Source organism: Duganella sp. BJB1802 (assembly GCF_013369445.1).
In the GTDB taxonomy this organism is placed as follows: Bacteria; Pseudomonadota; Gammaproteobacteria; order Burkholderiales; family Burkholderiaceae_D; genus Rugamonas; species Rugamonas vulcania_A.
Genome location: NZ_JABWEF010000024.1, coordinates 60,574 through 72,101, shown reverse-complemented (window position 1 = coordinate 72,101; position 11,528 = coordinate 60,574). Strand labels below are relative to the sequence as shown.

Sequence of the window (11,528 nt, the reverse complement as noted above, 5' to 3'; positions counted from 1 at the left end):
CAGATTGTGCGTGTGCTACGACAATTGTTTTTTTTAATATAGGGTTTGCGACGATTCATGCAACAGTTGGCCGTACAGCGTGTGGCGCATTTTGGCGATCTTGCCGTCGGCCACGGCGGCCAGGATCGCGCATTGCGGTTCGATCAGGTGGCGGCAGTTGTAGAACTTGCACTGGCCCAGGTAGGGCTCGAAGTCGACGAAGGCGCGCTCCAGCATGCCTTCGCTCAGGTGGTACAGGCCGAACTCCTGGAAGCCGGGCGAGTCGATGATGGACGAGCCGGCGCCCAGTTCCGGCAGCTGGTACAGCCGGGTGAAGGTGGTGGTGTGCTTGCCGGTGTCGAGCGCGGCGGAGATCTCGCGCACGGCGATGTCGGCGTCCGGCACCAGCAGGTTGATCAGCGAGGACTTGCCCATGCCGGACTGGCCGATCAGGATCGACGACTGGCCGGCCAGCAGCGGCTTCAGCACGGCCAGCGCCTCGTCGGGCCGCGCCTTGGCCGAGACCTCGTGCACCGGGTAGCCCAGCGAGGCGTACGGCTGCAGGCGCTCGCGGGTGCGCTCCAGCGATTCGGTGACGTCGGTCTTGTTGAGGATCAGGCGGGCGGTGATGCCGGCCGCCTCGGCCGCCACCAGCGAACGCGACACCAGGTCGTCGGCGAAGCCGGGCTCGGTGGCGACCACGATGAACAGCTGCGTCAGGTTGGCCGCCAGCAGCTTGGACTTGTACTGGTCCGAGCGGTAGAGCAGGGTCTTGCGTTCCTCGATCTTGTCGATCACGCCCTGGTCGGGCGAGGTCAGCGTGATGCGGACCTGGTCGCCGACGGCGACGTTGGTCTTCTTGCCGCGCGTGACGCATTGCAGCTTGACGCCGTCCGCCTCGGCCAGGTAGTGGCGGCCGTGGGCGGCGATGATGGTGGCGGTCAGTTGCTGGTTGGCTTGCTGGCTCATGGCTGGACCGCCGCCGTCTGGTACAGCGCGCCGGCCTTGGCCGCGCAGATGAAGTCGTTGTCGGACAGGCCGCCCCGGCCTTGGTTGACCGAGTGGGTGTCGTAGCGGACGATGCAGGTTTTGTAAGTCACGGTCATTTCCGGGTGGTGGTCTTCGGCGTGGCTCAGGTAGGCCAGCGCGTTGACGAAGGCCATGGTGCGATAGTAGTTTGTGAAGTCGAAGATGCGGACCAGCTTGCCGTCCTGCAGCGACCAGCCGGGCAGCAGCGCCAGCAGGCGCGCGGCTTCGTCGGCGCCGAGCGCGTCCTTGGTGGGGTGGCAGCGGGCGGCCAGCAGGTCGGCGTGGCTGGCGATCATGCGGCCGCCGCGTGCAGGTGACGGATGCGTACGCTGGCCGGCGGGTGCGAGTCGTAGAAGGCCGAGTGCAGCGGGTCCGGGGTCAGGGTGGAGGCGTTGTCCTCGTACATCTTGACCAGCGCCGAGACCAGGTCGCGGGCGTCGGTGTGCTGGGCGGCGAAGGCGTCGGCCTCGAACTCGTGCTTGCGCGAGCTGAGCGAGGTGAGCGGGCCGAACAGGAAGGTGAACACCGGCAGCACCAGCATGAACAGCAGCAGCACCATGGCGTCGTTGCCCTGGCCCGGCAGCAGCAGCGGATCGACGCCGAGGCCGGTGTAGAACCACACCTGGTTCTTCAGGTAGCCCAGCAGCGCCAGGAAGCCCAGCGAGATGGCGAACATCATGACTATGCGCTTGATGATGTGCTTGAGCTTGAAGTGGCCAAGCTCGTGCGCCAGCACCGCCTCGATCTCCTGCGGCTGCAGGCGCGAGAGCAGGGTGTCGAAGAACACGATGCGCTTGTTGGCGCCGAAGCCGGAGAAGTAGGCGTTGCCGTGGGCGCTGCGCTTGGAACCGTCCATCACGAACAGGCCCTTGGAGGCGAAGCCGACGCGGCCCATCAGGCCCTCGATGCGGGCCTTGAGCGACTGGTCTTCCAGCGGCGTGAACTTGTTGAACAGCGGCGCGATCACGGTCGGGAACAGCACCATCATCAGCAGCTGGAAGCCGCTCCACACCAGCCAGGCGTACAGCCACCACAGGTTGCCGGATTTTTCCATCAGGGTCAGCATGACCCACACCAGTGGCAGGCCGATGGCCGCGCCCAGCAGCAGGCCCTTGACCATGTCGGCGAAGAACAGGCCGGGTGTCATCTTGTTGAAGCCGAAGCGCTGCTCCAGGCCGAACTGCTTGTAGTAGTCGAACGGCAGGTCGATGATGCCGGACACGGCGGCGAACGCCGCCAGCAGCGCCAGCTGGTAGACCATGCCGGGGCCGGTGAGCTTGAAGATTTCCACCGACAGCCATTGCAGGCCGCCCAGCAGCGTGAAGCCGACCAGCACCAGGGTGTTGACCAGCAAGGTGATCAGGCCGAACTTGGTGCGGGCGACGGTGTAGTCGGCGGCCTTCTGGTGGGCGGACAGGGGGATTTTCTCGGCGAATTCGGCCGGCACGGCGCTGCGGTGCGCCAGCACATGGCGGATATGGCGCGAGGCGAGCCAGAAGCGCACGATCAGCGTCAAAATGATGAAAGATACAAACAAAATCGAAAACGCGAGTGAATACATTCTATGCCTGTGAGAAAATGGCGGATTCGGATTAATGAAGCCAAGAGAGAATTATGTCACAAGCTAACGATTTGCCAGAAGGTTCCGCACCAGAGGCCATCACCCCGCGCCAGAATGAATTCAACCTGGTCTGGGTGGACATGGAGATGACCGGCCTGGAGCCGGACACCGACCGCATCATCGAAGTGGCCGTGGTGGTCACCGACATGCATCTGAACGTGCTGGCCGAGGGCCCGGTGTTCGCGATCCACCAGAGCGACGAGACGCTGGACAAGATGGACGCCTGGAACAAGGGCACGCACGGCCGCTCGGGCCTGATCGAGCGCGTCAAGGCGTCGACCGTCACCGAGGCCGAGGCGGAAGAGGAACTGATCAAGTTCATGAAGCTTTGGGTGCCGAAGGGTAAGGCGCCGATGTGCGGCAACACCATCGGCCAGGACCGCCGCTTCATGGTGCGCTACATGCCGAAGCTGGAAGCGTATTTCCACTATCGGAACATCGACGTGTCGACGCTCAAAGAGCTGTGCAAGCGCTGGAAACCGGAAATCGTCGGCGGCTTCAAGAAGCATCAGAAGCACACCGCGATGGCCGACATCATCGAGTCGATCGACGAGCTGAAATACTACCGCGAGCATTTCATCAAGCTGTAAGCCGCGCGCTGCATCGAAACAGGTTCCTTCGAACCTGTTTTTTTTCGCCTGTGGGGAAAAGCATGAAAATATTGAAACTGGTTTTGATAACGTCGGCGCTGGCCTCGGCGGTGCCGGCCGACGCCGCGCAGTACGAGGGCGCCCGGTTCGGCGCCAAGGACTGGGAAATCGCCTGCGACAACACGCGCCGCTGCGAGGCGGCCGGCTTCCAGAGCGAGGATGGGGAGACGGAGAGCGCGCCGGTGGCCTTGTGGCTGGGGCGCGATGCCGGCGCCGCCGCCGCGCTGGAGGCCAAGCTGATGGTGGTGACCCCCGACGACAAGGACGCCGGTCCCTTGACCATCACGGTCGGCAAGCTGGCGCTGGGCGGCCTGAAGGCGGACACCGCATTGACGGCCGAGCAGGTCGCGCGGCTGATGCCGCAGTTGCTGAACGCCGAGTCGGCCAAGGTGTCGGACGGGACGCACCAGTGGCGGCTGTCGCTGGCCGGCCTGAAGGCGGTGCTGCTGAAGATGGACGATCTGCAGGGGCGGGTGGGCACGGTCACGGCGCTGGTCAAGCCCGGCACCCGGCCGGCCAGCGCGGTGTTGCCGCCGCTGGCGCCGCCGACGGTGCGGCCGCTGGCGATGCCGTCCGCGCAGAAGGATGACGACAAGCTGCTGGCCGCCATCGTCAAGACGATGCGCGCCGACGACTGCAGCGAGGACGTCAAGGACGCGAACCGCTACCAGGACATCCACCGCCTGCCGGGCGGGAAGGTGCTGCTGATGCGGGAGTGCGACCGCGCAGCGTATCAATCGTCCTTCGTGCTGTGGGTGGCGCGCGACAAGCCGCCGTACGACCCCAAGCCGGTGCAATTGCCGGCCATGGGGGACGGCGGCGTGATGAACGCGTCGTTCGATGGCGGCAAACTGACCAGCTTCGCCAAGGGCCGTGGCGTGTCCGACTGCGGGGGCTTCTGGACCTGGGTGTGGACCGCCACGGGCTTCCAGCTGGTCGACATGTCCCAGGCCAATATGTGCCGGGGCATGCCGGGCGGCGTCCCGCTGCGCGACTGGGTGGCGCGGGAAGTCAAATGAGTCTATCGCGCGCACGATTTTTCCTTTTAGCATTACAATTCTGCAAATGTTAAATTAGCAATCTCTTTGCGGGAAATATTATGTCTGATCTGATTGAACCCGGCGTCGCCGAACAAACTCCCATCCAAACCCCGCCGCCGCCCAAGCGCCGCAAATGGAGCCGCTATGTGTTGTACGCGCTGGCCGTGCTGGGCGTGCTGTTGATCGCGCTGGTGGCGGCGGTGTTCTACAAGGCCAGCACCGAACCGCAGTTGATCAAGATCGACGAGGCGGCCTCCATCGACGAGGCGATGACGCGCACCTACGGCAAATACTCGCAGGAGAAAAAAGGCTGGGTGTATGTGGATGAATCCAACGAACCCTTCCTGGTGCGGGTGGTCCAGCAGGCGCGGATCGAGGCGGTGGGCGCCAGCGACGAGCTGTTCTTTGTTGCCAGCGGCGTCTCGCTCAAGGGCGACGGCCGCAATTTCTACGGCGTGTTCCAGATCCGCGCCGACACCAAGCCCGGTGGCGGACTGGTCGAGATCAGCTCGCCGTTCCGCTACGAAAGCGACGTGCCGGTGACGCCGGAGAAGGTGCGCTTTGAAGCCTTGTCCGAGCGCACCTGGGGCTGGGTGCTGAAGGTGCAGAACGGCACCAAGCCCAGTGCCGAGCAGGTCATGGTCAGCAACGTGATGCTGGCGCCGCATGGCGACGAGATCGCCTTGATGGCGCGCTTCAAGGCGGCGGTCGATGCCGAGCCGGGCGACTGCGTGCAGGCCAACGCCGAGCATGAGACGTGGCGCAAGGCGGTGGAGGCGATGGGCAACCAGGAGCAGACCACCGAGCAGGAGGTGCACGAGGCCGAGGCGATGGACGAGACCGAGCCGCTGCGCTGCGAGCACAGCCGCTGGACCTACCGCACCGCCGACGTGGTCGGTCCGTTGCCTGGTCCGTTGACGGTCAGTGTCAAAGGCACGCAGTACGGCGCGCCGATGGAGGCGAAGTCGTGGAAGCTGATGTTCGACAGCAAAGCCTTTGTCTACAACGTTCCCGACGAATTGACGGTTGAGTGAGCGAGAGCCTATGACGACAACATCCATCCCCCGCGACCGCCTGGCATTGACCCTGATCGCGGCGATCACTTGGTTCGGCCTCATCCTGCGGCTGGACGGCTATATCGGCGTCAGCAAGTCCATCGCCGATGGCCTGGTTCTCTACTTTGGCTTTTTCACGATCTTGACCAACATCTTCGTCGGCCTGGTGCTGACGTTGCCGCTGGTCTGCGGTGGCACGCGGGTGGGGCGCTGGTTTGCCACGGACGCCAAGCTGGGCTGTGCCACAACGGCCATCGTGTTTGTCTGCATCGCCTACCATATTTTGCTGCAGCATCTCTGGAGTCCCCAGGGCTGGCAGTGGGTGGCCGACATGACGCTCCACTATGTCGTGCCGCTGATGCTGCTCGCTTACTGGATCTGGCGCGTGCCACGGCAGGATGCCGCAACGCTGTCGCCGTTCGCCTGGAGCGCTTATCCGGCGGTTTATTTCGTCTACGTCTTGCTGCGGGGCGAGTTGATCGACATGTACCCCTATCACTTCATCGACGCCGGCAGCATCGGCTACGGCCGGACCATGCTGAACGCGGTCGGCTTGCTGGTCCTGTTTGTCGGGCTGGGCTGGCTGGTCAAAGGGATAGCCCGGCTGCGGAGTGTCCGGGCCGGCTAGTGTGTGAGGCCAGGTCAGCGCGCCTTGCGCTGGGCGAACAGCCAGTCGCGCCAGGCCGGGGCCAGCAGCATGTCGGCGGGCACGGTGTGCTCCATGCCTCGATATTCGAGCATGCGGGCCTTGGCGCCGCCGGGCTGGCGCTGCAGGGCGGCGAATAGCGAGCGGTCCGGCTCGATCGGGTTCTCGGTGTCGGCGTCGCCGTGCACCAGCAGCAGCGGCAGGTCCTTCAGCTGCGCGGCGGCGGCGCGTTCGGGGGCGATGCCCGAGAAGGCCACGGCGGCGGCGAACATATCCTGGCGTTGCAGCACCGCCTGCGTGGCGGCGGAGGCGCCCATCGAAAAACCGGTGATGTAGATGCGGTCGGCGTCGATGGCGAACTGGGGTTTCAGGTTGTCCACCAGCGCGGCCACGCTCGGCAGGTTGGGACCAGGGCGGGAGGCCAGCAGGCCGTCGGCGGCCGATGGTGCGTAGTTGGCGCTGCGCTCGGCGAATTGCGGCACCAGGATGTAGGCCGGATAGCGCTTGCGGATGGCCGGCGCGGTCCAGGACATGGCCAGCGCGCCAAGCTGGCTGGTGTTGTCGTTGCCGATGGCGCCGGAGCCGTGCAGCACGATGACCAGCGGATAGCGCTTGCCGGGCTGGACGTCGGCCGGCGGCATCAGGCGATAGCTCAGCTTGCCGGTCGGGCCGGCGTAGCCGCCGTTGAGGAAAACGTCGCGGTCCAGCGATTTGAGCAGGGCCGCGTCGGACGCCTGGCGGGCAGGCGTGGTGCGGTCGGTCAGCAGCTCGGGCTGGGCGGCGACCGCGCAGCCGGCCGCCAGCAACAATGCGATCACAGCACCACGCACGGCCATAGCCTTATTCCGCCGATTCAGCGCCGTGGCACTTCTTGTACTTCTTGCCGCTGCCGCAAGGGCAGTCGTCGTTGCGGCCGACCTTGGGCTCGTCGCGCACCAGGGTGGTGACGGCCGGCTTGCGGCGCGGTACCCAGAACTTGTAGATGGCCGGCAGGTTCGCTTCCAGTTCCTGCGCCAGCTTGTGCGCCTTGACCGGATCTTCCACCAGCGGCAGTTCCTCTTCCTCGATCTCGTCGGCGCCCAGCAGGTAGATCGGCTTCATCAGTTCCTGCACGTCCGATTCCCAGATCTCGTCCCACGAACCCGGACGCAGCTCCATGCCTTCCCAGAAGCCCCAGCACCAGGCTTCGGCGTCGATCAGGGTCTGGCCCTCGTGCTCGTGCTCGACGAACAGCGGCTCGAATTCCTTCGGCGCCACTTCGAACGTCACCAGCACTTCGTTCATGAAGCGCATGATCAGGTTGAGGATGCGTTCCTCTTCCTTCTCGTTCTTGAATTTCGGGATGTCGGTGTCTTCCTGGCCCCAGATGCGCTTGAGCCATTCGGCCGGCATGATCGGTTCCGGGCCGATGGCGATGGCGGTCAGATAGCCGTGCAGCATATCCATGGTCATCGCATCTTCAGGGCTGCGGTCGGACAGCAGGAAGTTGTCTAATTCGTCGAATTCTTTTTCGCTCAGTGGCTGGTCGAGTTGCATGGCTTGCTCTTTTTATTGGATTGAAGCCGACAGTATACACGCCGCGCCCCGTACAATGCGGGGATGAACCAAGATCATTTCGACGACGAAGAAGAAGACGCCCGCGCCGCCGCCCTGGCCGCCGGCATGGCCGACGCGCTGGCCGGGGCGTCGGACAGCCCGCAGGAGCAGGCGCCGCATCCATATTCGGCCCTCAATCCCGAGTGCGTGCTCGACGCGCTCGACAGCATAGGCTTGCATGGCGATGGCCGCCTGCTGGCGCTGAACAGTTATGAAAACCGCGTCTACCAGGTCGGCATCGAGGACGCGCAGCCGCTGGTGGTGAAGTTCTACCGTCCCGGCCGCTGGAGCGACGCCGCCATTCTCGAAGAGCACGCCTTCACCGAGGAGCTGGCCGCGCGCGAGATCCCGGTGGTGCCGGCGCTGCCGCTGGGGCCGGACCGGGCCACGCTGCATCATTTCAACGGCTTTCGCTTCGCCGTGTTCACCCGCCATGGCGGCCGCGCGCCCGAGCTGAGCGATCCGTCGGTGCTGGAGTGGACCGGGCGCTTCATCGCCCGCATCCACGCGGTGGGCGCGATCAAGCCGTACCGGGAGCGGCCGGCGATCGACATCGCCACCTTCGGCACCGAGCCCTGCGAGTATTTGCAGACCAAGCAGTTCATTCCGGCCGATCTGAAGGAGGCCTACGCCAGCGTCTCGGCGCAGGCGCTGGACGGCGTGCGCCGCAGCTACGACCGCGCCGGCGAGCTGCCGCAACTGCGCCTGCACGGCGATTGCCACGGCGGCAACGTGCTGTGGACCGACGCCGGCCCGCATTTCGTCGACTTCGACGACAGCCGCATGGGGCCGGCGATCCAGGATCTGTGGATGATGCTGTCCGGCGAGCGCGCCGACCAGGTGCGCCAGATGAGCGACATCCTGGCCGGCTACGAGGATTTCTGCGAATTCGAGCCGCGCCAGCTGCATCTGGTGGAGGCGCTGCGCACGCTGCGGCTGATCCATTACTCGGCCTGGCTGGCGCGGCGCTGGGACGATCCGGCCTTCCCGGTGGCTTTCCCGTGGTTCAACACCCAGCGCTACTGGCAGGACCGCATCCTCGAGCTCAAGGAGCAGATCTCGCTGATGGACGAGCCGCCGCTGCCGATCTAGCGAATTGACGGGCTTTTCCCGCTCTCCTTGCGGTTCGGCTTGCCTGACCGCTGCTTGATAATGAGAACTCAGAAGTCCCGGTGGGTGCCGGGGCATATCGTCTAGCGAGAACTCTCATGCAAGCACAAATGGCCAAACAAGACAGCGCACCAGACAGCGTCACTCTGCTCCCCATGGTGTCGCTGCATGACCCTGACGAACCGAGCCACACCCCGCGCGCGGCGATGGAAATGAAGGCGATCCAGGAAGCGATCGCCCGCGTCGAGGCCGACGCCAAGGCCGCCTGCGCCGCCGAGAACCGCGCCCACGCCGAAGCCCGCGCCCGCGCGCTGGCCGAGGACCGCGCCGCCATGGACGCCGCCGCCGCCGCCGTCGCGCTGCAGAACGCGCAGGCGTCGGAAGAGGCGATCGCCGCCAACCGCGAGCGTCTGGAATCGCTGCGCGCCGCCGCCCAGGCCAGCGTGGCCCGCCTGGACGCCGTCAAGCAGGAAACCGCCGAGCTGCGCGCCCGTGTCGAGGCCGACACCCAGATCCGCGTGGCCGCCGAACAGCGCGCCAAGGCCGAGAGCGAAAGCCGCAAGCGCGCCCACGAACAGATCGCCGCCGAATCCGAGCTGGCCGAGCAGGCCGCGCGCGCCGCCGAGGAACTGGCCACACAAACCGAACAAGCCCGCCTGCAGGCGGTCGAGCGCGTGGCCGCCGTGCAGGCCGCCAAGGAAGAGGTGGTCGGCATCGCCTCGGCCGACGCCCGCGTGGCCACCTTGGCCCGCGAACGCGAACGCCACGCCTACGCCGCCCGCCAGACCGCGCAGATGCTGGCGCAAGCCGAGGCCGAGGCGCTGGACCTGACCGTGCAGCGCGAACGCGCCGACCAGATCGCGCTGGAATCGGCCTTCAACCGCGCCGCCGCCGAGGTGCGCGCGCTGGAGGAAGCCCGCGCACTGGCGCATCTGGAGCAGGAGCGCGAGCAGATCGCGCTGGCCAAGGCCGAGTCCGAGCGCAGCGCCGCGCAGTCGCTGCATCTGCGTCTGCAAACCGAAAAGGAAATCCGCGACGCGGCGATCCACCGCGAACGCCTGGAAATGGTGGCCGCCGCCAGCGCCCAGGCGCGCCGCGACGCGGACGCCAGCATCCTGGCCGCCACCGAAGCGCGCATCGAGGTCGACAGCCAGCTGCGCGCCGTCGCGCTGGCCCGCGTGCAGGCCGAGCAGGAAGCCGAACTGAAAACCCACGCCAAGGTCGAGGCCGAAACGCATGCGCTGGAGCAGGCCAAGCTGCGCCAGGCCGCCGACGAAGCCGCCGCCGAGGCGGCCCGCGCCGACAGTCTGGAACAGCAGCGCGCCGCCGAGCTGGCCGAGGAACGCGCGGCCCTGTCGCGCGCCGCCGCCGAACTGGCCGCCAGCCAGAACGCCGCCGAACAACAGGAGATCGCCACGCTGGCGCTGCACGTCGAAGCGCAGGACCAGGCCAACGCGCTGGCCATGCAAAAGGCCGCGCAGGCCGAAGCGTTGCTGCAAGCCGAGCAGGCCCGTGCCGCCGCCGAGCAGCAAGCCATCGCCGCGCTGAAGGAAAAACTGCAAGCCGAACAGGAAGCCAGCGACGCGGCGCAACAGCGCATCGCCGCCGAGCGCGCGCAGACCGAAGCGTATCGCGAGCAGACGGAAGCCGAGCAACGCCTGGCCGCCGCCGCCGACAAGGAAGCGGAAGCGGCGCGCGTGATGGCGCAGCAGGTGTCGCTGGAAGCGGAACAGAAAGCCATCGCCGGCCAGGCGCTGGCGGCGCAGGCGCGCCTGGCGGTCGAGCTGGGTGTGGTGCACGCCGAGCGTGCGCGTGTCGAGCAGGAGAAGGCCGCGACCGCCGAAGCGCTGCTGCTGGCTGAACGTGAATTCGTCGAGACCGAGCGTCAATCGCTGGCGCTGATCGACCAGAAGCTGACGCAGCAGCGTTTGACCACGGCCTCGGAAATCCGCGCATCGAAAGCGATCGCCGGCCGTCTGGAAGCCGAGCGCAACGTGGCGACCAGCGCACGCCAGCGCGCCGACGCTGAGCAGACCGAAGCCGATGCGATGCACCAGCGCGAGCTGGCCGAGCAGGCCGCCACGCAGGCGGTGGCCGACAAGGCCGCCGCGCAGCAGGCTCTGCTGGAGGCGGCACAAGCGCACGCGGCGATGCAGCGCAAAGTGGCCGACACCACGGCCGCGATGACCGTCGCCAAGCAGAAGTTGCTGGAACTGGAAACCCGCCGTCACGCCGCCGCGCAAAAAGCGTTGGCGGCGGTGCAAGCCAAGGTGGCCGCAGCGGCCGGCGAATGCAAGCAAGCGGAAGAGGGCGCAGGCATCGCCACGCTGGACGCCGCGCGCGCCCGCAAGGAAGCGGCCCGCCTGACGCCGCCAGCCGAAGCCGGCAAAGCCGTCTGGCGCGCCCGCTAAAACATTGGGGTCAAGTCTGACATTCGGACACGAGCCCTACCGTAGTGTTCCGCTACGGTAGAGGCTCGTGTCCCAAATAATCAGACCTCATATAATGAGCGTACCGCATCTCCATCGGATAATAACGAAGTAAGTGCGGCGGGCGGAGTGACGCTGATCAGACTTAGTGCCATGGGCGCGTGGGTCAGATAGGTGCCTCTGCCTGTTTCATTTGGTAAGTCCGAGCATTATCGCGGGCCATCGCACGTCAATGCGTAAGCCTGCATACGAGGAAGGTCAAATGGATGCGATATGCAGCAGTGGGTATTGATGTCAGTAAGAGAAAAATTAGATATTGCACCAACAGTCAACGGAAAAGCCAGACCAAAGGTGCTTTGGAAAACTCCATCGA

The 11,528-nt window shown here is 65.8% G+C and carries 11 protein-coding genes; 6 read left to right on the top strand and 5 right to left on the bottom strand.

All coding sequences use genetic code 11. From position 1 onward, the window contains the following. Positions 1 to 33 precede the first annotated feature (33 nt). Genes rsgA through HUX88_RS28295 form a run of 3 tightly spaced genes read right to left on the bottom strand, consistent with a single transcriptional unit; the run spans position 34 to position 2,569 of the window. Positions 34 to 948 (bottom strand): ribosome small subunit-dependent GTPase A, encoded by a 915-nt coding sequence (gene rsgA / locus HUX88_RS28305; RefSeq protein WP_117015301.1) that lies wholly within the window; start codon positions 946 to 948, stop codon positions 34 to 36. Further along, on the bottom strand, positions 945 to 1,304 hold the full coding sequence (locus HUX88_RS28300; protein ID WP_176363917.1) for a 4a-hydroxytetrahydrobiopterin dehydratase: 360 nt from the start codon (positions 1,302 to 1,304) through the stop codon (positions 945 to 947). Before HUX88_RS28300 ends, rsgA begins: the two co-directional genes overlap by 4 nt. Next, on the bottom strand, positions 1,301 to 2,569 hold the full coding sequence (locus HUX88_RS28295) for a M48 family metallopeptidase (RefSeq protein WP_176363916.1): 1,269 nt from the start codon (positions 2,567 to 2,569) through the stop codon (positions 1,301 to 1,303). Before HUX88_RS28295 ends, HUX88_RS28300 begins: the two co-directional genes overlap by 4 nt. 53 nt (positions 2,570 to 2,622) lie before the next feature. Between HUX88_RS28295 and orn the strand changes: the two genes are divergently transcribed. The 4 genes from orn (at position 2,623) to HUX88_RS28275 (ending at position 6,002) form a co-directional block, all read left to right on the top strand. Then, entirely contained in the window at positions 2,623 to 3,219 is a 597-nt protein-coding gene (orn, locus tag HUX88_RS28290; protein WP_176363915.1) for an oligoribonuclease, read from the top strand. Between the two features lie 62 nt (positions 3,220 to 3,281). Continuing rightward, positions 3,282 to 4,298, top strand: a complete 1,017-nt coding sequence (locus tag HUX88_RS28285) for a DUF1176 domain-containing protein (protein ID WP_117015297.1) — start codon at positions 3,282 to 3,284, stop codon at positions 4,296 to 4,298. 80 nt (positions 4,299 to 4,378) lie between these two features. Further along, positions 4,379 to 5,353, top strand: coding sequence for a hypothetical protein (locus HUX88_RS28280; RefSeq protein ID WP_217916484.1), 975 nt, complete (start codon positions 4,379 to 4,381; stop codon positions 5,351 to 5,353). A gap of 10 nt (positions 5,354 to 5,363) precedes the next feature. Then, the gene (locus tag HUX88_RS28275; RefSeq protein WP_229213412.1) at positions 5,364 to 6,002 is read left to right on the top strand and encodes a Pr6Pr family membrane protein; all 639 of its coding nucleotides are present in this window, start codon (positions 5,364 to 5,366) and stop codon (positions 6,000 to 6,002) included. A gap of 14 nt (positions 6,003 to 6,016) precedes the next feature. Here the strand turns inward: HUX88_RS28275 and HUX88_RS28270 are convergent, their stop codons facing one another. Together HUX88_RS28270 and HUX88_RS28265 are read right to left on the bottom strand one after the other, a co-directional pair. After that, positions 6,017 to 6,838: a prolyl oligopeptidase family serine peptidase gene (locus HUX88_RS28270; protein ID WP_217916483.1), complete on the bottom strand. Its 822-nt coding sequence runs from the start codon at positions 6,836 to 6,838 to the stop codon at positions 6,017 to 6,019. 22 nt (positions 6,839 to 6,860) lie between these two features. Beyond that, positions 6,861 to 7,556 (bottom strand): UPF0149 family protein, encoded by a 696-nt coding sequence (locus HUX88_RS28265; RefSeq protein ID WP_161089648.1) that lies wholly within the window; start codon positions 7,554 to 7,556, stop codon positions 6,861 to 6,863. Positions 7,557 to 7,682: 126 nt separating this feature from the next. Here HUX88_RS28265 and HUX88_RS28260 point away from each other — a divergent pair, with 126 nt between their 5' ends. Together HUX88_RS28260 and HUX88_RS28255 are read left to right on the top strand one after the other, a co-directional pair. Next, positions 7,683 to 8,708 (top strand): serine/threonine protein kinase, encoded by a 1,026-nt coding sequence (locus tag HUX88_RS28260; protein WP_176363939.1) that lies wholly within the window; start codon positions 7,683 to 7,685, stop codon positions 8,706 to 8,708. A 128-nt stretch (positions 8,709 to 8,836) separates the two neighbouring features. Continuing rightward, on the top strand, positions 8,837 to 11,137 hold the full coding sequence (locus tag HUX88_RS28255) for a hypothetical protein (RefSeq protein ID WP_229219597.1): 2,301 nt from the start codon (positions 8,837 to 8,839) through the stop codon (positions 11,135 to 11,137). Positions 11,138 to 11,528 lie beyond the last annotated feature (391 nt).

What these genes read in the sequence shown, in the direction of transcription:
- HUX88_RS28280 (WP_217916484.1), top strand. Translation starts at nt 4,379, where the DNA reads ATGTCTGATCTGATTGAACCCGGCGTCGCCGAACAAACTCCCATCCAA.
- HUX88_RS28300 (WP_176363917.1), bottom strand. Translation starts at nt 1,304, where the DNA reads ATGATCGCCAGCCACGCCGACCTGCTGGCCGCCCGCTGCCACCCCACC.
- HUX88_RS28255 (WP_229219597.1), top strand. Translation starts at nt 8,837, where the DNA reads ATGGCCAAACAAGACAGCGCACCAGACAGCGTCACTCTGCTCCCCATG.
- HUX88_RS28295 (WP_176363916.1), bottom strand. Translation starts at nt 2,569, where the DNA reads ATGTATTCACTCGCGTTTTCGATTTTGTTTGTATCTTTCATCATTTTG.
- rsgA (WP_117015301.1), bottom strand. Translation starts at nt 948, where the DNA reads ATGAGCCAGCAAGCCAACCAGCAACTGACCGCCACCATCATCGCCGCC.
- HUX88_RS28260 (WP_176363939.1), top strand. Translation starts at nt 7,683, where the DNA reads ATGGCCGACGCGCTGGCCGGGGCGTCGGACAGCCCGCAGGAGCAGGCG.
- orn (WP_176363915.1), top strand. Translation starts at nt 2,623, where the DNA reads ATGTCACAAGCTAACGATTTGCCAGAAGGTTCCGCACCAGAGGCCATC.
- HUX88_RS28285 (WP_117015297.1), top strand. Translation starts at nt 3,282, where the DNA reads ATGAAAATATTGAAACTGGTTTTGATAACGTCGGCGCTGGCCTCGGCG.
- HUX88_RS28265 (WP_161089648.1), bottom strand. Translation starts at nt 7,556, where the DNA reads ATGCAACTCGACCAGCCACTGAGCGAAAAAGAATTCGACGAATTAGAC.
- HUX88_RS28275 (WP_229213412.1), top strand. Translation starts at nt 5,364, where the DNA reads ATGACGACAACATCCATCCCCCGCGACCGCCTGGCATTGACCCTGATC.